The sequence below is a fragment of the Streptomyces sp. NPDC005181 genome, from assembly GCF_040608395.1.
Lineage (GTDB): Bacteria > Actinomycetota > Actinomycetes > Streptomycetales > Streptomycetaceae > Streptomyces.
In genome coordinates, this window is record NZ_JBEXID010000009.1 from 155727 (window position 1) to 174989 (window position 19263).

Below are 19263 nucleotides of genomic sequence, written 5' to 3' on the forward strand. Positions count from 1 at the left end.
GGGCTGTCAGGCGGGTACGACGTCGGTGACCGTGGGCGCGCACTGCGCCGCGTGCATCGGCATCTCCGTCAGACCCGGGTAGTAGATGTGCAGGCTGACGGCCGGTTCGAGGGAGTCGTTGACCACTTCGTGGACATAGCCGGGCGCGAACACGCGCTGCGCGCCGGAGTCCAGCGACCGGCTGCCGCGCTCCGTGCGCTCCGTCAACCCGCCTTCCAGAACGGTCAGTAGGCCGGAGGACAGCCCGTGGTCGTGCATCCCGCTGCCCTGGCCGGGGACCCAGCTGAGCAGCCACACCTCGTAGCCGAGTGGGGTCTCCCCTGCTCGAGCGGAGCCGAGAGCTTGGGGAACGGTGCGGAGCCGGTGGTACCAGCGGGTGGTCGCGTCGTACTGGACGAGCGGCGCCCACTGCCCGCGGTCGGCGGCGATGGTGCGGGCGAGCCCGACGAACTCGGCCACCGTGGACGGGTGCTTGCGTGCGGGCTGGAGGAGGTGCTGAACCTCGAGGATGTCGCCGGCGATCTGAAGGTCGTTGTCGCTGTTCATAGGTGCGGTGGTTCCTCGGCAAGGGAGTGCGGGGCAGAAGTGCAGACGCAGATGCGGGGGTGTCGCGTGGACCGGAGGCCGTGGGGACCGGGCAGCCGCCGGGCCGGAGAAGCGGCTTGGCGGAGCGGAACCCAAAAGGCCGGGGTCCGAGGGTGGGCCGTGACTAGCTGGAGCGCGAGGGCTTCGACAGCGGGGACGGCATCAACAGCTGAGACAGCTGGAACAGCAACAGCGAGCCTGGACAGCGGTACGGAACCCACGGACGTGGGTGACGCGCATCGCTGAGTTTGCTGGCATGGCATCAAGGAGAACCGAGCAAAGCGCTCACTGTCAACCCAATGCCCGATTTGGGGGCAATGTTTCACCTCATCCGGTTACTCCGGACGGAGAAAGGTTTGTGCAGTCGTTGCAACGGAGATGTGGCGCAACAACCGCGCCCGTAAACGTCACAGCAGCCTCGTGACCCGAATGTGATCTTGATCGCTTCGGTGATCGAATCGAAACATGACCGCCCTCGCGGGCGTCTGGCTCTGTGGCGGACGGGGGTGTGGTGGGGCCCGTGGCATATGTCAGGTTTTTGGTGATTTGAACACTTTCCGCATAGGCTTGGTTCCGCAGAGTGAATACCGGGCCCAATAGCAGATCTCCGCTTGACTGGCCCGGATCCACACACTTGTAATTTCACTCGTGTCGTTCGGCCGATTCGATAACGGCTGCATCACGGGGACGCAAGAGACAGACGAGGGGCGCACATGACCGAGCTGTTCCAGCAACTGCTGGTCGAGGACGCGGACGAGGAACTCGGCTGGCAGGAGCGCGCACTGTGCGCCCAGACCGATCCCGAGTCCTTCTTCCCCGAGAAGGGCGGATCGACCCGCGAGGCAAAGAAGGTGTGCCTCGCCTGTGAAGTCCGGTCCGAATGCCTTGAGTACGCCCTTTCCAATGATGAACGTTTCGGTATCTGGGGCGGCCTTTCCGAGCGGGAACGGCGACGGCTGAAGAAGGCCGCGGTCTGACCGCGCAACTCACAAGACCGCGAAGCCGACGAAGCCGCGGAGCTGACGAAGCCGCGACGCCCGCGACGCCGCGACGTCCACGAAGCCCACAGAACAACCGGCCGCCGGACCGGATCCGCCGGAGCCTCCCGGCCGCCGGAGCGCCACCGACCGTGCTCCGGACCGCCTCCCCGCAACGTTCCGCACAACGCTGTGGCCCCGGACCGCCATGGCCCGTCGCCTGCACCCTGCCCGCAGGCGACGGGCCATTGTCATGCCCGCGGACCAGTCGTACGGCCGGGCCGCCGCCGCCCTCGTTCAACCGCTCCGCGACACCCCGGTTATGCGTACCGTTAGTGTGGGGCTCCGTCCGAGACGCGCCAACGCCCCGACGGAGCGCGCGTGTACACCGATGCAGCCCCCGGGGGGACGCCCCCCGGACCCGGCCGGAGGGCCCGTACCTCGATGTCCGTGCACAGCCAATCGACGGCGCCGTACGCGGCTGCCGCCGCCCCAGAGTTCCCCCGGCATGTCGTCACCGCCGTGCTCGTCTCCCATGACGGCGCACGCTGGCTGCCCGACGTGCTCGCCGGGCTGCTCGGGCAGGAACGCCCCGTTCAGCACGTCGTCGCCGCCGACACCGGCAGCGCCGACGACTCCGCGCGGCTGGTCACCGACGCGCTCGGCGCCGAGCGCGTCCTGCACCTCGCACGCCGTACGAGCTTCGGCACGGCCATCGACGAGGCGGTCCGCACGACCGGTGAACTCACCCCCGACGACCTGCCGTACCTGAAGCGGCCCAGCGGCTGGGACCCGGTCACCAGGAGCTGGCGCGACGACGCGTACGACCTGCCCGAACTGCCGCACGGCGAACCGGTGCAGTGGCTCTGGCTGCTCCACGACGACTGCGCGCCCGAGCCCGACGCGCTCGCCGAGCTGCTGCGCGTCGTCGACACCGACCCGCATGCCGCGATCGTCGGCCCCAAGCTCCGCGGCTGGTACGACCGCAAGCAGCTCCTCGAAGTCGGCGTCTCCATCGCCAACAGCGGGCGCCGCTGGACCGGACTCGACCGGCGCGAACAGGACCAGGGCCAGCACGACCAGGTCCGTACCGTGCTGTCCGTGTCCTCTGCGGGCATGCTGATCCGCCGTGACCTCTGGGAGGAGCTCGGTGGGTTCGACCGCAGGCTCCCGCTGATGCGTGACGATGTCGACCTCTGCTGGCGCGCGCACGCCGCCGGGTACCGGGTGCTCGTCGCCCCCGACGCCATCCTGCGGCATGCCGAGGCCTCCGCCAGGGAACGCCGGCCCATCGACTGCGCGGGCCGCTCGGTCGCCTCCCCGCACCGCGTCGACAAGGCCGGTGCCGTCTACACGATGCTCGTCAATGCCCGCGGCAAGATGCTGCCGTGGGTGCTGCTCAGGCTCGTTCTCGGCACCCTGCTGCGTACGCTCGCCTATCTCGTCGGCAAGGTGCCCGGCCAGGCAGTCGACGAGGTCGCCGGACTCTTCGGCACCCTGCTGCGACCCGGCAAAATCTTCGCGGCCCGGCGCAGACGCGGCAAGGGAGTGGTGGACGCGGCCGAACTGCGCGGGCTGTTCCCGCCGCCCGGCGCGACCGTCCGCGCCACATTCGAACAGGTCGCCGGAAACTTCGGCAGCGGGTCCGACGCCGACTCGGGCGGCTCACGGCACGGCGCCGTCGAGTCCGGACCGGGCGGTGACGACGCCGACTTCCTGGAGATCGAGCAGTTCGCACGGCTCAAGCGGATCGGCCGCAAGCCGGGCCCGGTGCTCTTCGCCCTCCTGCTCCTCGTCTCGCTCGTCGCCTGCCGCGGCCTGCTCGGCGGCGGGGCGCTGGCAGGCGGCGCGCTGCTGCCCGCGCCCGCGGACGCCTCCGATCTGTGGGGGCGGTACGCGGACGGCTGGCACCCGGTCGGTACCGGCGGCACCCAGACCGCACCGCCCTACCTCGCCGTGATCTCCGCCCTGTCCGCGCTGTTCCTCGGCTCGACCGGCTTCGCGCTCACCCTGCTGCTGGTCTGCTCGGTTCCGCTCGCCGGACTCACCGCGTACTTCGTCTCCCGCCCGCTGATCGAGTCACGGCTGCTGCGGGCCTGGGCGAGCATCGCGTACGCCTTCCTGCCCGCAGCGACGGGCGCCCTCGCGACCGGCCGCCTCGGCACCGCCGTACTGGCGATCCTGCTGCCGCTCATCGCCCGCGCCGCCGTCTCCGCGTACGGGATGCGCGGCAGCGGGGACACCCGCGGCAGCTGGCGCGCCACCTGGGCGTACACCTTGGTCCTCACTCTGGCGATGGCCTTCACACCCGTCGTCTGGCCGCTCGCCGCGGTCCTCGGATTCGGTGTCCTCGTCCTGCGCCGCCGCGACATCGCCGCGTACGGGCTCCGCTTCCTCGCCACGCTCGGCACCCCGCTGCTCGTCCTCGCACCGTGGTCGCTGTCGCTGCTCGGCAGCCCCTCGTCGTTCCTGAAGGAAGCAGGCCTGGAGTTCGGTACGGGCTCGGCGTCCGCGCTCGATCTGCTCGGGATCAGCCCCGGCGGCCCGAAGGCCGCGGGCGGCGTGCTGCTGCTCGGCATCGTGCTCGCGGCACTGGCCGCGCTGCTCCGCGGGGAGCGGCAGTTCGCGGTCCGCGCCGCCTGGGCCGTTGCGCTTGTCGCCCTGGTCTTCGCCGGACTCACCAACGGCTCGGGCTGGGCCGGACCCGCCACCCTCGTCTACGGCGTCGCGCTGATCGCCGCCGCGCTCATCGGTGCGGACGGCGCCCAGGTGCGCGTCGCGGAGCTCAGCTTCGGCTGGCGTCAGCCCGTAGCCGCGCTGATCGCCCTCGCCGCGGTACTGGCGCCCGTGCTGGCCGCCGCCGGCTGGATGATCGGCGGTGCCGCGGGTCCGCTGGAGCGCCGCGACCCGGTGCAGGTGCCCGCGTTCGTCGCGGAGGAGAGCAGTACCCGCGACCAGCCGCGCACCTTGGTGCTCGGCGGAAGTTCGCCGGCCTCCGTCTCGTACACCCTGGTCCGCGGCTCCGGCGCTCGGCTGGGCGACGCCGAGCTGGCCGAGTCGGGCGGCGGCAACAGCCACCTCGACAAGGTCGTCGCCAACCTGGTCGCGGGCTCCGGCGCCGACCAGGGGAGCCAGCTCAGCGGGTTCGCGATCCGTTACGTACTCGTACGGGACGGCGCACCGCGCGAGATGAGCCGGGTGCTCGACGTGACCCCGGGGCTGAGCCGGCTGAGCCAGCTGGACGGCAGCGCGCTGTGGCGCGTCGACCGCCAGGTCGTCCGGATCGTGATCGTCCCGCCCGGCGCCGGCGGCGAACAGTTGCCCGTCGGCTCCCAGCCCGTCGAGGCACACTCCAAGATCCCGGCGGGCGGCTCCGGCCGGGTGCTGCGGATCGCCGACGTGGCGGACCCCGGCTGGCACGCCACGCTGGGTGGCCGGCCGCTGACCGGCAGGACCGTCGACGGATGGGCACAGGGCTTCGAGCTCCCCGCCGAGGGCGGCCGGCTGGACCTCACGTACGAGGCGCCGCTCACCCACACCGCATGGATCTGGGCCCAGGCCGCGCTCGGCGTGGTCCTGCTGGTCCTGGCCCTGCCGGGCCGCCGCCGGGAGATCGACGACGACCTGCCCGAGGAGTCCGTGACGGTCCCGGCCGAGCCGGTCGCGGGCGAGGGACGCCGGGCCCGCAGGCTGCGCGCGGCCGCGCAGGCGGAAGCGGCGGCCGAGGACGGCGACTACGACGGCGATGACGACGGGGAGCGCCTGGCGGAAACGGCGGGTGAATACATCCCCGCACAGCAGACGACCGATCCGTACGCGCAGCAGCCGGAGGAGGACGACGCCTACGGCCCGCAGCACGGGGCACAGGATCCGTACGCGCCGCAGGGCGAGGACGGCCAGTACGCGTCCGTTCCGCAGCAGAACCAGTACGGCGAGTGGGACGCGCAGCAGTATCAGGGTGACGACTACGCGCAGTACCAGGGTGAGCAGCAGCAGCCCGGCGCCGATCCGTACCAGCAAGATACGGCTCCGGCGTACGACCCGTACGGCTACCCGCAGCAGGGGTACGACCAGGGCCAGTACGACCAGAACCAGGGCGGCCAGTACAACCAGGGCCAGTACGACCAGAACCAGGGCGGCCAGTACAACCAGGGCCAGTACAGCCCGTACGAGCAGGGTGGGTACGACCCGCAGGCGTCGTACGGCCACCAGCAGCCCCCGTACGACCCGCAGCACCCCGACGAGAACCCCGCCCCGGCCCAGAACCCGTGGCCGACCGGTAACGCATCGCGAGGCGAGTCCGAGTGAAGTCCACCAGCCTGTCCCTCATCGCGGGCACCGTAGCCCTCGCCGCCGTCACCGGGTTCGCCGCGCTCACCGCGCCCGGTGACGCGGACGCCACGGGGGCGAAGACCGCCGCGCGGCTGCCCGTGGAGCGGTCCAGCCTGCTCTGTCCGGCGCCCGGCCTCTCGGAACTGGCGGAGACGACGTACACGTCCTTCACCCCGGCGTCCGAGGGTGGCAGCGAGGCGGGCACCGCGGAACTGAAGCCGTCCGTGCCCACCACGACGGACGCGGGCGACGGCGCCACCGCCAAGAAGGACACGAAGAAGGAGAAGGCGGCGGACTCCGACAAGCCGGTCGTCTCCCTCAAGGAGCCCGGCAAACCGGTCGGCGCCGACGCGTCCGGCGCCGACGCCCCCGCCCTGGTCGGCACCGCCACCGGCAAGCTGGCCCCCGGCTGGACCACCCAGCAGACCACCACGGTCGGCGCGGGCGCCTCCCGCGGCCTGCTCGGGGTCAGCTGCACCGGACCCGACACGGACTTCTGGTTCCCGGCCGCCAGTACCGCGAAGTCCCGTGAGGACTACGTCCATCTCACCAACCCGGACGACACCGCCGCCGTCGCCGACATCGAGCTGTACGGGCCGGACGGCTCGCTCAAGTCCGATGTGGGGGAGGGCATCACGGTCCCCGCCGGGTCCAGCGTCCCGGTCCTGATCTCCACCCTGACCAGCGTGGCCGCCGACGATGTGACGATTCACGTCACCACCCGTACGGGACGCGTCGGAGCCGTCGTCAGGGCGGCGGACGACGAGGGGGGCAGCGACTGGCTCGCCGCCTCCGTCGACCCGACGGGCACCCTGGTCCTCCCCGGCATCCCGGCGGACGCCACCTCCGTACGGCTGGTGGCCTTCGCCCCCGGCGAGGAGGACGCCGACCTGAAGGTGAAACTGCTGGGCAAGACCGGCGCGATCGCGCCGGCCGGGCACGAGGATCTCCACGTCAAGTCCGACATGACCGCGGGCGTCGACCTGAAGGACATCACCAGGGGTGAAGCGGGCTCCCTGCTGCTGACCCCGGCACAGAGCGGAAAGGCCACCCCGGTGGTGGCCGCGCTGCGTGTGGTCCGCGGCACCGGAGACAAACAGGAGGTCGCGTACATCCCGGCGACCGCACCGGTGGGCGCACAGGCCACGGTGGCCGACAACCGGGCGAAGGGGTCGGTCCTCTCCCTCACCGCGCCGGGCGCCACCGGCACGGTGAAGGTCACGGCGTCCGCGGGCAGCGGCGGCGGCGAACGGACCGTCAAGACGTACACGGTGAAGGGCGGCACGACACTCGCGGTCACCCCGCAGGTGCCGGACGGGCTCAAGGGAAGCTACGCGCTGACCGTCGAGACGGAGTCGGGCGGCCCGGTGCACGCCGCCCGGACGCTCACTCTTCCGGAGGGCGGCATCCCGATGTTCACGGTGCAGACGCTGCCGGACGACGGCGGAACGGTCGAGGTGCCGGCGGCCGAGCAGGACCTCTCGGTCCTGGACGACTGAGCAACCGGTACGGGGCGGCGCCGGACACAGCGGCGCCCCGTACCGCACTCACACCCCTAGTCCTGCCCGTACCGCGGATCCACCGACTCCGGCGACAGCCCGAGGAGCTCCGCGACCTGCTCCACCACGACCTCATGCACCAGCAGCGCACGCTCGTCGCGGCTCTTGGTCCGGATCTCGACGGGGCGCCGGTAGACGACGATCTGCGCGGGCTGGTCCTTCCCCGCGGACACCGCACGCCCCAACGGCACGGTCTCCTCCTGCGTCCCCGGCACATCGAGGACCATGAAGTCGACATCGGCCAGCTGCGGCCAACGCCGTTCCAGCCGCTCCACCGAATCCTGTACGAGATCACGGAAGGTCTCCGCCCTGCTGACCGAGAGCGGCACCTGGGGCGGAGCCACGGGCCCGCGCATGCCGCGGCCGTGGCGGTCACGACGGCGCGGACGCGGTTCGGATCGCGGCTCGGACGGGTGGGGCGGCGGTACGGGACTGTCCATCACCGACGCAGCGTAACTCCCGCCGGGGCAGTGGGATCGCCGCTCACCGGCAGGGCAGCGGCATGTCCACTGTTGAACATTCCGGCCAAGCTTGAGCCCGTTTCAGAACCTGTCCGCGACCGCTGATCTCTTATGTAATGACAGCTTATGTATCGAGTGGTGACCGAAATCGTTGCCGTTGCGACCTGCGGTTCTCTCTTCCGGTGCAGGTCAGGGTAGTTGCCCGAAAGGCGGTTGTGCCGGAGGTCACAGTGCGACACGGTGGGGTGACCTGAGGGAGAGTCGTCGCAGCCCGCTCAAGAGTGCGGTACCGTCCAACATCGTGAGCCCTGTACGTCGCTGTTCGCGCACCGCGTGCGGCCGCCCTGCCGTCGCGACACTGACGTACGTCTATGCCGACTCGACTGCGGTCCTCGGCCCGCTCGCCACCTACGCCGAGCCCCACTGCTACGACCTGTGTGCCGAGCACAGTGAGCGGCTGACCGCGCCGCGCGGCTGGGAAGTGGTCCGGCTCTCCGACCCCTCCGCGCCCACCCGCCCCAGCGGTGACGACCTCGAGGCGCTCGCCAACGCCGTACGGGAAGCGGCGCGTCCGCGCGACCGCGCGGCCGAGGCCAGAGGCGGCGGCCCGCACGCCGCGGACCCGATGGAGGTCGCCCGCCGCGGCCACCTGCGGGTGCTCCGCTCACCCGACTCCTGAAGCGGTCGACCACCGAACGGCCACGTCCCTCCGAGGGTCCACGACCCGGCCGGGTAGTTTGGGCGGTCCGCAGAAACCTCAGGAGGACCGGCCCGTGGCTGCTGATCTGTCGCACATCGTGAAGGCGTACGACGTGCGCGGAGTCGTGCCCGACCAGTGGGACGCATCGCTGGCCGAGCAGTTCGGGGCGGCATTCGTCGAGGTGACGGACGCCGCAGCGATCGTGATCGGCCACGACATGCGGCCTTCGTCACCCGGCCTCTCCGCGGCCTTCGCGCGCGGTGCCGCGGCGCGCGGTGCGGACGTCACCCTCATCGGCCTCTGCTCGACCGACCAGCTGTACTTCGCCTCCGGCAGCCTCGGTCTGCCCGGTGCGATGTTCACCGCCTCGCACAACCCGGCGCAGTACAACGGCATCAAGCTGTGCCGGGCCGGCGCCGCACCGGTCGGTCAGGACACCGGACTCTCCGAGATCCGCGCCCTGATCGAGAAGTGGGCCGAGCAGGGCGTACCGCAGCCGGTCGCGACCCCCGGCTCTGTCACCGAGCGTGACACCCTCACCGACTACGCGGCCCATTTGCGCTCCCTGGTCGACCTGACGGTCGTCCGTCCGCTGAAGGTCGTGGTCGACGCGGGCAACGGCATGGGCGGCCACACCGTCCCCACCGTCTTCGAAGGGCTCCCGCTCGACGTCGTCCCCATGTACTTCGAGCTCGACGGCACGTTCCCCAACCACGAGGCCAACCCCCTCGACCCGAAGAACATCGTCGACCTCCAGGCCCGAGTCCTGGCCGAGGGCGCCGACCTGGGCCTCGCCTTCGACGGCGACGCGGACCGCTGCTTCGTCGTCGACGAACGCGGCACGGGCGTCTCCCCGTCCGCCATCACCGCCCTGGTCGCGGCCCGCGAACTCGCTCGCAACGGCGGCAAGGGCACCGTCATCCACAACCTGATCACGTCCTGGTCCGTCCCCGAGGTCGTCCGCGAACACGGTGGCACCCCGGTCCGTACTCGCGTCGGCCACTCCTTCATCAAGGCGGAGATGGCCGCGCACGGCGCGATCTTCGGCGGCGAACACTCGGCGCACTACTACTTCCGCGACTTCTGGAACGCCGATACGGGCATGCTCGCCGCCCTCCACGTCCTGGCCGCCCTCGGCGGCCAGCCGGGCGCACTGTCCGAACTGGTCGCCCAGTACGACCGCTATCCCGGCTCCGGCGAGATCAACTCCACGGTCGACGACCAGCCGGCCCGCACAGCGACGGTGCGTGCCGCCTTCGAGACCCGCGACCGGATTACCTTCGACGAACTGGACGGCCTGACGGTCACGGCCCCGGACTGGTGGTTCAACCTCCGCGCCTCCAACACGGAACCGCTGCTGCGTCTGAACGTGGAAGCACGCGACGAAGAGACGATGACGGCGGTACGCGACGAAGTCCTGGCCTTGGTCCGCACCCAGGCGCCATCAAGCGATCCCGCCGTGTGAGGCCACCTGGCAGAGCGTCCGACGGGCCCCCTCGCAGCGCGTCGGGCAGCCTATTTCCCAGCCCGTTGGGCCCCTCAGCTACCCGGTACGTCATAGCCTGCCCGGTTTGTGGGCATCCTTTCCAGCGCGTCCGGCGTGTGAGGACCGGGCCCCCGGGGCGGAGCCCCGGTTTCGGGAAGGGGCGGATAGGGGAACAGCCCGCCGCAGGCGCCCCCACCGGCACCCGCAGGGCGCTTCCCCACCCCCGGCCGGGCCGCGCCCCCGCCACCCCGGCGGTAGGCTGACGTCGCCCGATCCGCGCGAACCCGAACGTCCTGTTCGAATGCTTGAAGGGACTCACCCCATGCCGCTCGAAGCCGGCCTCCTGGAGATCCTCGCCTGCCCGGCCTGCCACTCCCCGCTCGACGACCGGACGGCAGCCGACAGCCCCGAGCTGGTCTGCACCGGCACGGACTGCGGCCTGGCCTACCCGGTACGGGACGGCATCCCCGTACTCCTGGTCGACGAGGCCCGCCGCCCCGCGTAGCGCGAGGCACGGGAGCGCCGCCGCCCACCGGGCCGGGGCGCCCTCACCCCCCGCACACCCGCAGCCCGCACGGTGATCAGCACGTGATCGGAGGCCCGTCCCCATGCTCGACGAGTCGTTGCTCGACGCCCCGGAAGCCCTGGCCCGAGCCGACCGCCGCGGTCTGCTCCGTGGCGCCGCCGAGGCCGGGGCGCGCGTCCGTACCGCCGCCCGGCACGCGGCGGAGGCCGGGATCTCCGAGCTGGCCCCGGAGGGCCGCCCGCGTGCCGTCCTGGTCGCAGGCTCCGGCACCGCTGCCTCTGGCGTCGCCGATCTGATCGGCGCGCTGGCGGGAGCCTCCGCACCCGTCACCTGTATCCGCCCCACCGGCGTCGCACCTGCAGCTGGCGCCATGCGCTGGACGCTCCCCGGCTGGGCCGGCTCCGTCGACCTGCTGCTGGTGGTCACGGCAGACGGCTCCGAACCGGGACTCGCCCTGCTTGCCGAGCAGGCCTACCGGCGCGGCTGCACGGTCGTCGCTGTCGCCCCCCGGCAGTCCCCGCTGCGTGAAGCGGTCGACGGGGCGCACGGCCTCGTCGTACCGATGGCGTCCGCCCCGCACGGCGAGTACGACGCCGAGACGTCCGCCGCGGGCCCCGGCACGCTCTGGGCCCTGTTCACGCCGCTCCTCGCACTGCTCGACCGGGTCGGCCTGATCACCGCACCCACCGAGACGCTCCAGAGCGTCGCCGACCGCCTGGACCGCACCGCGGAACGTTGCGGCCCGGCGATCGCCACGTACAGCAACCCGGCCAAGACGCTCGCCGCCGAGCTCGCCGACAGCCTGCCTCTCGTGTGGACGGAAGGCGACGCCGCGGGGCCGGTCGGGCGCCGGTTCGCCGCCGTCCTGGCCGAGCTGTCGGGCCGCCCCGCCCTCGCCGCCGAACTTCCCGAGGCGCTCCCCGCCCACGGGGCGCTGCTGGCGGGCAGCTTCGCCGCCGGGGCAGACCCCGACGACTTCTTCCGTGACCGGGTCGACGAGGCGGAGCCCCTGCACGCCCGGGTCGTCCTGCTCCGCGACCGGCCCGCCGGCGGTCTCAGCGCCGCCCCCGCCGCCCGCGAGCTGGCGCTCGGTCACGACACGGCGATCAGTGAACTCGAACCCGAGGAGGGCAGCGAACTCGAAGCCCTCGCCGAGCTCCTCGCGATCACCGACTTCGCCGCCGTCTACCTGGCACTGGCGTCGGGAGCCCACTCCTGACGGCACCGCACACCCGCACCGAGCACGACCACCGCATCGAGCACGACCACCGCATCGCACGACCACCGCACCGCGCGATCCCCGCATCTCACGAGGACGAACTCTCCATGGACCGGCTCTCCAACACCGTGCGCCCTTACGCCTGGGGCTCCACCACCGCCATTCCCGAGCTGCTCGGCATCGCCCCCACCGGCGAGCCCCAGGCCGAAATGTGGATGGGCGCCCACCCCGGTGCCCCTTCCCGTCTCAGCCGCATATCCGGTGCCTCGGCAACCCCCACCGAGCAGGTGCAGTCCCTCACCGACGTCATCGCCGCCGACCCGGAGCGCGAGCTGGGCGCGGCCGCTGTCGAGAAGTTCGGCCCCCGCCTCCCCTTCCTCCTCAAGCTGCTCGCCGCGGGCGCCCCTCTCTCCCTCCAGGTCCACCCCGACCTCGCGCAGGCCAAGAAGGGGTACGAGGACGAGGAGCGCCGGTCCGTCCCGATCGACGCGCCCCACCGCACGTACAAGGACGCGAACCACAAGCCGGAACTGATCTGCGCACTGACCCCCTTCGAAGGTCTCTGCGGCTTCCGCAGGCCCGCCGAGGCGGCGCAGGCGATGGCGGCACTCGGCGTCGACTCCCTCAAGCCGTACGTCGATCTCCTCGGCGCCCACCCCGAAGAGGCGGCCCTGCGCGAGGTGCTCACGGCGATCCTCACCGCGGACCCCGTCGAGATGGCCGAGACGGTGGCCGCGGCGGCCACCGCCGCCGAACGCCTCGGCGGCGCCCACGCCCCGTACGCCCGCATCGCACACCACTACCCCGGCGACCCGGGTGTCATCGCGGCGATGCTGCTGAACTATGTACAACTCCAGCCCGGCGAGGCCCTGTTCCTCGGCGCCGGCGTCCCGCACGCCTACCTCGGCGGCCTCGGCGTCGAGATCATGGCCAACTCGGACAACGTGCTGCGCTGCGGACTGACGCCCAAGCACATCGACGTCCCCGAACTGCTGAGTATCGTCCGCTTCGAGGCGACCGACCCCGGCATCCTGCGCCCCGAGGCGTCCCCTTCCGGCGAGGAGCTGTACGAGACCCCGGTCGACGAGTTCAGGCTGTCGCGCTTCGACCTCTCGCCCGGCGCCGCCCCCGTCGACCTGACCAGATCCACCCCCCAGATCCTGCTCTGCACCGCGGGTGCGCTCCGCGTCGGCACTCTCGATCTCGCCCCCGGCGCCTCGGTCTTCGTACCGTCGGGCGAAACGGTCGAAGCATCAGGTTCCGGGACACTGTTCCGTGCCACAGTGGTGGCCTGACGTACCGTCCGCATCAGCGGCTGCAACAATGTCCGGCCGTACCGCGGCGCCAGGGCCGCAGCACCGAAGAAGGGACACCAGGCACCCATGAGTGCGTCAGGCGGAACGAAGGCGATCGTGGCGGCACTCGCCGCCAACCTCGCGATCGCAGTGGCCAAATTCGTGGCGTTCCTGTTCAGTGGCTCGTCATCGATGCTCGCGGAAAGCGTCCACTCGGTCGCCGACTCGGGCAACCAGGGGCTGCTGCTGCTCGGCGGCAAGAAGTCCCAGCGCGAAGCCACTCCCCAGCACCCCTTCGGCTACGGCCGCGAGCGGTACATCTACGCCTTCCTCGTCTCCATCGTCCTGTTCTCGGTCGGTGGCATGTTCGCGGTCTACGAGGGCTACGAGAAGATCCTGCACCCGCACAAGCTCGAGGCCTGGTACTGGCCGGTCGGCGTGCTGGCCTTCGCGATCATCGCCGAGGGCTTCTCCTTCCGGACCGCCATCAAGGAGTCCAACGAGAGCCGCGGCGAGCTCACCTGGACCCAGTTCGTCCGCCGGGCCAAGGCCCCCGAGCTCCCCGTCGTCCTCCTGGAGGACCTCGGCGCGCTGATCGGTCTGGTGCTCGCGCTGTTCGGTGTGGGCCTGACCCTCGCGACCGGCGACGGCGTCTGGGACGGCATCGGCACCCTCTGCATCGGCATCCTGCTGATCGTCATCGCGATCGTCCTGGCCGCGGAGACGAAGTCCCTGCTGCTCGGTGAGGCCGCCGGTACCGACGAGGTCGACAAGATCAAGGCCGCGGTCGTCGACGGCGAGACCGTCACCCGCATCATCCACATGCGTACCCTCCACCTCGGCCCGGAAGAACTGCTGGTCGCCGCCAAGATCGCGGTCCAGCACGACGACACCGCCACCGAGGTCGCCAACGCCATCAACGCCGCCGAGTCCCGCATCCGCGAAGCCGTCCCGATCGCCCGGGTCATCTACCTGGAACCGGACATCTACAACGAGGCGGCTGCCGCCACGGGCACCAACCCGGCCAAGGCCCCGGACGCCCCTGACGCCACTGACGGCGCCCCGACGCAGTCCGACCACTGATCCCCCCGTACCGCCCCGGCCCCTCTTCCGAACACTTCCGGCCCCGGGTGGGCTGGGAGCAGTCGGCCCGACCGGTGTAGATTCGATGGCAGTGTCAGACGTCGCTGCTGATGGCGGTCGGCCGCTCCGCGCATGCGGACCGGGCGAGGGAGAGAGGGCCTCCGACGGACTGCGCTGCGAGCGCCCGGGCATTTGTGTGTCCGCTGCCGCAGAGCCAGCCGTGTCCACCCTCGACACCCGTTACTAGGAGCAGCCCGTTATGACGACGGTCGCCAATCGACAGGACTTCAAGGTCGCCGACCTCTCCCTCGCGGAGTTCGGCCGCAAGGAGATCACGCTCGCCGAGCACGAGATGCCGGGCCTGATGTCGATCCGCAAGGAGTACGCCGCCGCGCAGCCGCTCGCCGGCGCCCGCATCACCGGCTCGCTGCACATGACCGTGCAGACCGCCGTGCTGATCGAGACCCTGGTCGCCCTCGGCGCCGAGGTCCGCTGGGCCTCCTGCAACATCTTCTCCACCCAGGACCACGCCGCCGCGGCCATCGCCGTCGGCCCGAACGGCACCCCGGACGCCCCCGCCGGCGTCCCGGTCTTCGCCTGGAAGGGCGAGACGCTCGAAGAGTACTGGTGGTGCACGGAGCAGGCGCTGACCTGGCCCAACACCCCCACCGGCGGCCCGAACATGATCCTCGACGACGGTGGTGACGCCACCCTCCTCGTGCACAAGGGCGTCGAGTTCGAGAAGGCCGGTGCGGCCCCGGACCCGTCGACCGCGGACAGCGAGGAGTACGGCCACATCCTCACCCTGCTGAACCGCACCCTCGGCGAGTCCCCGCAGAAGTGGACCCAGCTGGCGTCCGAGATCCGCGGCGTCACCGAAGAGACCACGACCGGTGTGCACCGCCTTTACGAGATGCACCGCGACGGCACCCTCCTCTTCCCGGCGATCAACGTCAATGACGCGGTCACCAAGTCCAAGTTCGACAACAAGTACGGCTGCCGCCACTCCCTGATCGACGGCATCAACCGCGCCACCGACGTCCTCATCGGCGGCAAGACCGCCGTCGTCTGCGGTTACGGCGACGTGGGCAAGGGCTGCGCGGAGTCCCTGCGCGGCCAGGGCGCCCGCGTGATCATCACCGAGATCGACCCGATCTGTGCCCTGCAGGCGGCGATGGACGGCTACCAGGTCGCCACGCTCGACGACGTCGTCGCCCAGGCCGACATCTTCGTCACCACGACGGGCAACAAGGACATCATCATGGCCGCCGACATGGCCAAGATGAAGCACCAGGCGATCGTCGGGAACATCGGCCACTTCGACAACGAGATCGACATGGCCGGCCTCGCCAAGATCGAAGGCATCATCAAGGACGAGGTCAAGCCGCAGGTCCACACCTGGACGTTCCCCGACGGCAAGGTCATCATCGTGCTGTCCGAGGGCCGCCTGCTCAACCTGGGCAACGCCACCGGCCACCCCTCGTTCGTGATGTCCAACTCGTTCGCGGACCAGACCCTGGCCCAGATCGAGCTGTTCACCAAGCCCGAGGAGTACCCGACCGACGTCTACGTGCTGCCCAAGCACCTCGACGAGAAGGTCGCGCGCCTCCACCTCGCCGCGCTCGGCGTGAAGCTCACGACGCTCCGCCCCGAGCAGGCCGCGTACATCGGGGTCGAGATCGAAGGCCCGTACAAGGCCGACCACTACCGCTACTGATCCGGCACCGGTCCCGCCCGTCAGCGACCACACAGCTCACCCCCGGCCGGTGACCGGCCACTGACGGACGGAACAACCGCAGCCTCAGCAGCAGATACGAGCGCAGGCCCCCGCACCCCCGTGTCGGGGGCCTGCGCCGTACCGCACCCGCACAGCCCGAGGAACCCGAAGGACCCCATGCCACGCGGCCGTTATTCGCTCCACGATCCCCACGACCACACCCCCCTCGGCGAAGAACACTTCCAGTGCGCCCCCGGCCCCACCGGCTGGCGCTACGTCTCCCAGACCATCGCCCCCTCCGGCGACCACCTCGGCTCCGTCGACCTGGCCCTCGACGAACTCGGCCGCCCCATCCGCCTCGAACTGCACGCCGCGAGCTGGCAGATCCGCGGCGCCGCCCTCGAAGGCGTCACCTGGGTCCGCACCGATCCGACCGGCACTCACGCCACCGAAGGCAATGTCCGCGCCCACGGCTTCACCGGCACATCCCCCGCATTCCTCATCGCGACCTCACGCCTGCTGCGCCTCACCCCCGGTTCCCCCGCGACCCGCGTCCGCCTCGTCGCCTTCACGGACCCGGTCCTCGCCCCCCGTACGGTCGACCAGTCCTGGGCCCTGGTGAACAGTGAAGCGCACGCCACTGACAACGGTCCGCTGATGGTGGACGAATACCAGGTCAACGCCCTGGACACCGGCGAACAGCACACCATCCACATCGCCGGCGACGTCGTCCTCTCGGCCCCCGGCATCGAGCTCGAAGACCTGGAAACCCCGCCCTCCCCCCGCTAGGCAGGCGGCGCGAACCCCGTACCCGGTTTCCGGACCCCCGGCTCCTCCACCGCAGAAACCCCAGGGCCAACAGAAGCCGCAGGCGCAACAGCGGCGTCAGGCGCGACCGCCGCTGCAGCCCTCACCACCCCGAACGCCGCCGAACCAGCTCCCACGCCCCCCTGCCCAGCGGAATCGGCCTGCGCAGTGCCGAACACCCGCCGCGCATCCCGCGCCTGCCGTTCGTTCACCACGCCGGCCAGATACGCCGCGGCCGGCACCCCGTGCGGCGCCGGAACCCCCGTACACACCGCCAGCTCTCCGGCCAGCCGCTCGGCCATCGACAGCCCCACCTCCGCGTCGAGCTGGTGCATCCGCGTCAGGTACTGCCGTATCGCCAGCCACAGCTCAGCAGGCACCGCCGACAGATCCAGCCCGGCGAACCGCCCGACCAGCCACGGCGGTGGAGGCGGCACAGCGACCCCCCGTCCGGCCGGCACCCTCTCCCGCACGACGAGCGTTCCCGCGAAGACATCCCCGAGCCGCCGCCCGCGCGCCGACACCAGCGACGCGATACAGGCGAAGACCCCGAGCGTCATCAGAATCTCGACGACCCCCATAGCCCCGCGCACCAGCGCATGCCGGAACCGGATCGGCCCCCCGTCGTCCCGCACCACCCGGAGCCCGCACGCGAGCTTCCCCAGCGAACGCCCATGGCTGAGCGTCTCGACCGCGATCGGCCCGCCCACGAGCACCAGGAGAAAGGTCGCGACGGCTATGGCCGCACTCGCCGCCTCGTCCAGCGTCACCGTCGCAATGGCCAGCCCGATCGACACCAGGACGAACACGACCCAGACCACGACAAGATCGATCGCCAGAGCCAACGCGCGGCTCGGCAGTCTCGCCGGCCGCAGCCCCAGTACGACCGCATCCCCGGTCACCAGCTCACTCATCGCCGCCCACCCTTCGCCGCCCTTCCCTGCCCCTCGGGAGCTCAGTCTGCCAAGCTGACCCGCAGCGCGCCGCAGTAGTACGGACCCGTACGCACCCATGCCTGGAGCAGCAGCCGACCATGGATCTCGACGTATTCGTGACCGCCCACCGCACCGAGTGGGACCGCCTGGACCAGCTCCTGCACCGCGGGCGCCGACTCACCGGCACGGAAGCCGACGAGCTCGTCGCTCTCTACCAGCGCACGGCCACGCATCTCTCACTGATCCAGTCCAGCGCCCCGGACCCGATGCTCACCGCCCGCCTTACCCAGCTCGTGGCCCGCGCCCGATCCACAGTGACGGGCACCCGTCGGGCCTCCTGGCGCGACGCCACCCGCTTCCTGACAGCCGGCTTCCCTGCCGCGGTCTACCGTTCCAGGCACTGGTGGATACCCACGGCCGTCCTCTCGACGCTCCTGGCCGCACTCATGGGCTGGTGGATCGGCACCCACCCGGAAGTCCAGTCGGCCATCGCCGCCCCGGACGATCTCCGTCGCCTGACCAGCCCCGGCGGGGAGTACGAGACGTACTACTCCAGCCACCCGGCAGCCTCGTTCGCCGCCCAGGTCTGGACGAACAATGCCCAGGCCGCCGCGATGTGCCTGGTCCTGGGAGCGTTCCTGTGCCTCCCGGTGATCTGGATCCTCTTCGTCAACGTCCTCAACCTAGCGGTCGGCATCGGCCTGATGTCGTCGGCCGGCCGCCTCGACACTTTCCTCGGTCTGGTCCTCCCGCACGGCCTGCTCGAACTCACGGCGGTATTCGTCGCAGCCGGTACGGGCCTCCGGCTGGGATGGACGGTCATCGACCCCGGCCCGCAGACCCGCCGATCCGCCCTCGCCCAACAGGGCCGGGCCGCGATCGGCATGGCCATAGGCCTGGCCCTGGTCCTGTTCGTCTCCGGCGTCATCGAAGGCTTCGTCACCCCCTCGGGCCTCCCGACCTGGGCCCGTATCGCCATAGGTATCGCGGCCGAGCTGGCGTTTCTCGCGTACGTCTACGTACTGGGCGGCCGAGCGGCCCGAGCCGGCGATGCGGGAGACATCGACCCCACCGAGCGAAGCGCCGAGCTTCCTGCTGCTGCCTGATGTGCGTACGACCCCGCTGACCTGCTACTCTTCCCCTCGCCCCAAGAAACCATTGACATGGCGGACAGGGGGAGGTAGATTCAAACGGTTGAGTCGGACTGGACAAGTTCAGACCCAGCGGCTAGTCTCCATCTCGCTCTCACTGGAAATTGAATTCCTGAAGAGCCGTCGATTCCCTTATCTGGGCCACGAAGCCGATTAGCTCGGCCGAAACGCTTCTGATAAAGTCGAATCAGCCGAAAGGCAAAGGCCCCTCCAGCGGCCAACCGGAATCAAATTCGAACCGGAAACGGCACGAAAAAGAGTCTGGTAAGGTTGGAACCGCCGGATAGGGAAACGCGAAAGCGAAGAACTGAAAAGCAACCCGCTTCGACCGGGAGTCGGACACGAAAGAGTCTGATAGAGTCGGAAACGCAAGACCGAAGGGAAAGCCCGGAGGAAAGCCCGAGAGGGTGAGTACAAAGGAAGCGTCCGT

General features: G+C 70.8%; 16 protein-coding genes. 12 read left to right on the forward strand and 4 right to left on the reverse strand.

Going from position 1 to position 19263, the window contains the following annotated elements; genetic code table 11:
• Window positions 1–6: 6 nt before the first annotated feature.
• Window positions 7–546 carry a cysteine dioxygenase family protein gene (locus ABZV38_RS09585; RefSeq protein ID WP_356326197.1) on the reverse strand — a complete coding sequence of 180 codons (540 nt, stop codon included), beginning with the start codon at window positions 544–546 and terminating at the stop codon, window positions 7–9.
• Window positions 547–1298: 752 nt separating this feature from the next.
• Here ABZV38_RS09585 and ABZV38_RS09590 point away from each other — a divergent pair.
• The 3 genes from ABZV38_RS09590 (at window position 1299) to ABZV38_RS09600 (ending at window position 7393) form a co-directional block, all read left to right on the forward strand.
• Window positions 1299–1562 (forward strand): WhiB family transcriptional regulator, encoded by a 264-nt coding sequence (locus ABZV38_RS09590; protein WP_030927001.1) that lies wholly within the window; start codon window positions 1299–1301, stop codon window positions 1560–1562.
• A gap of 444 nt (window positions 1563–2006) precedes the next feature.
• Window positions 2007–5870: a glycosyltransferase gene (locus tag ABZV38_RS09595; RefSeq protein ID WP_356326198.1), complete on the forward strand. Its 3864-nt coding sequence runs from the start codon at window positions 2007–2009 to the stop codon at window positions 5868–5870.
• A complete protein-coding gene (locus ABZV38_RS09600; protein ID WP_356326200.1) occupies window positions 5867–7393 on the forward strand; it encodes a DUF5719 family protein in 1527 nt (508 codons plus the stop codon). The genes ABZV38_RS09595 and ABZV38_RS09600 overlap by 4 nt, the downstream gene beginning before the upstream one ends.
• A gap of 56 nt (window positions 7394–7449) precedes the next feature.
• Here ABZV38_RS09600 and ABZV38_RS09605 read toward each other — a convergent pair whose 3' ends face one another.
• The gene (locus ABZV38_RS09605; protein WP_356326226.1) at window positions 7450–7893 is read right to left on the reverse strand and encodes a metallopeptidase family protein; all 444 of its coding nucleotides are present in this window, start codon (window positions 7891–7893) and stop codon (window positions 7450–7452) included.
• 322 nt (window positions 7894–8215) lie between these two features.
• On the opposite strand from ABZV38_RS09605, the gene ABZV38_RS09610 reads away from it, so the two are divergent.
• From ABZV38_RS09610 to ABZV38_RS09645, 8 genes are all read left to right on the forward strand, one after another.
• Entirely contained in the window at window positions 8216–8593 is a 378-nt protein-coding gene (locus ABZV38_RS09610) for a DUF3499 domain-containing protein (protein WP_356326201.1), read from the forward strand.
• A gap of 94 nt (window positions 8594–8687) precedes the next feature.
• Complete coding sequence (locus tag ABZV38_RS09615; protein WP_356326202.1) at window positions 8688–10079, forward strand: phosphomannomutase/phosphoglucomutase; 1392 nt, start codon at window positions 8688–8690, stop codon at window positions 10077–10079.
• A 343-nt stretch (window positions 10080–10422) separates the two neighbouring features.
• Window positions 10423–10605 (forward strand): Trm112 family protein, encoded by a 183-nt coding sequence (locus tag ABZV38_RS09620; RefSeq protein ID WP_018492918.1) that lies wholly within the window; start codon window positions 10423–10425, stop codon window positions 10603–10605.
• Between the two features lie 103 nt (window positions 10606–10708).
• Window positions 10709–11845: an SIS domain-containing protein gene (locus ABZV38_RS09625; protein ID WP_356326203.1), complete on the forward strand. Its 1137-nt coding sequence runs from the start codon at window positions 10709–10711 to the stop codon at window positions 11843–11845.
• 107 nt (window positions 11846–11952) lie between these two features.
• Window positions 11953–13140 carry a mannose-6-phosphate isomerase, class I gene (gene manA, locus ABZV38_RS09630; RefSeq protein WP_356326204.1) on the forward strand — a complete coding sequence of 396 codons (1188 nt, stop codon included), beginning with the start codon at window positions 11953–11955 and terminating at the stop codon, window positions 13138–13140.
• An 87-nt stretch (window positions 13141–13227) separates the two neighbouring features.
• Window positions 13228–14223 carry a cation diffusion facilitator family transporter gene (locus ABZV38_RS09635; protein ID WP_356326205.1) on the forward strand — a complete coding sequence of 332 codons (996 nt, stop codon included), beginning with the start codon at window positions 13228–13230 and terminating at the stop codon, window positions 14221–14223.
• Between the two features lie 259 nt (window positions 14224–14482).
• The gene (gene ahcY, locus ABZV38_RS09640; protein ID WP_356326206.1) at window positions 14483–15940 is read left to right on the forward strand and encodes an adenosylhomocysteinase; all 1458 of its coding nucleotides are present in this window, start codon (window positions 14483–14485) and stop codon (window positions 15938–15940) included.
• A 177-nt stretch (window positions 15941–16117) separates the two neighbouring features.
• Entirely contained in the window at window positions 16118–16729 is a 612-nt protein-coding gene (locus tag ABZV38_RS09645) for a hypothetical protein (protein ID WP_356326207.1), read from the forward strand.
• Here ABZV38_RS09645 and ABZV38_RS09650 read toward each other — a convergent pair.
• Complete coding sequence (locus tag ABZV38_RS09650; protein WP_356326208.1) at window positions 16726–17661, reverse strand: RDD family protein; 936 nt, start codon at window positions 17659–17661, stop codon at window positions 16726–16728. The genes ABZV38_RS09645 and ABZV38_RS09650 overlap by 4 nt on opposite strands.
• Window positions 17662–17780: 119 nt before the next feature.
• On the opposite strand from ABZV38_RS09650, the gene ABZV38_RS09655 reads away from it, so the two are divergent.
• On the forward strand, window positions 17781–18788 hold the full coding sequence (locus tag ABZV38_RS09655; RefSeq protein WP_356326209.1) for a stage II sporulation protein M: 1008 nt from the start codon (window positions 17781–17783) through the stop codon (window positions 18786–18788).
• Between the two features lie 232 nt (window positions 18789–19020).
• Here the strand turns inward: ABZV38_RS09655 and ABZV38_RS09660 are convergent.
• On the reverse strand, window positions 19021–19263 hold a 243-nt coding region (locus ABZV38_RS09660), incomplete at its 5' end, for a hypothetical protein (RefSeq protein ID WP_356326210.1).

Excerpts from the sequence above, each read along its gene's own strand:
- ABZV38_RS09585 (WP_356326197.1), bottom strand. The coding sequence starts at position 546 with ATGAACAGCGACAACGACCTTCAGATCGCCGGCGACATCCTCGAGGTT.
- ABZV38_RS09590 (WP_030927001.1), top strand. The coding sequence starts at position 1,299 with ATGACCGAGCTGTTCCAGCAACTGCTGGTCGAGGACGCGGACGAGGAA.
- ABZV38_RS09595 (WP_356326198.1), top strand. The coding sequence starts at position 2,007 with ATGTCCGTGCACAGCCAATCGACGGCGCCGTACGCGGCTGCCGCCGCC.
- ABZV38_RS09605 (WP_356326226.1), bottom strand. The coding sequence starts at position 7,893 with ATGGACAGTCCCGTACCGCCGCCCCACCCGTCCGAGCCGCGATCCGAA.
- ABZV38_RS09620 (WP_018492918.1), top strand. The coding sequence starts at position 10,423 with ATGCCGCTCGAAGCCGGCCTCCTGGAGATCCTCGCCTGCCCGGCCTGC.
- ABZV38_RS09625 (WP_356326203.1), top strand. The coding sequence starts at position 10,709 with ATGCTCGACGAGTCGTTGCTCGACGCCCCGGAAGCCCTGGCCCGAGCC.
- manA (WP_356326204.1), top strand. The coding sequence starts at position 11,953 with ATGGACCGGCTCTCCAACACCGTGCGCCCTTACGCCTGGGGCTCCACC.
- ABZV38_RS09635 (WP_356326205.1), top strand. The coding sequence starts at position 13,228 with ATGAGTGCGTCAGGCGGAACGAAGGCGATCGTGGCGGCACTCGCCGCC.
- ahcY (WP_356326206.1), top strand. The coding sequence starts at position 14,483 with ATGACGACGGTCGCCAATCGACAGGACTTCAAGGTCGCCGACCTCTCC.
- ABZV38_RS09645 (WP_356326207.1), top strand. The coding sequence starts at position 16,118 with ATGCCACGCGGCCGTTATTCGCTCCACGATCCCCACGACCACACCCCC.
- ABZV38_RS09650 (WP_356326208.1), bottom strand. The coding sequence starts at position 17,661 with ATGAGTGAGCTGGTGACCGGGGATGCGGTCGTACTGGGGCTGCGGCCG.
- ABZV38_RS09655 (WP_356326209.1), top strand. The coding sequence starts at position 17,781 with ATGGATCTCGACGTATTCGTGACCGCCCACCGCACCGAGTGGGACCGC.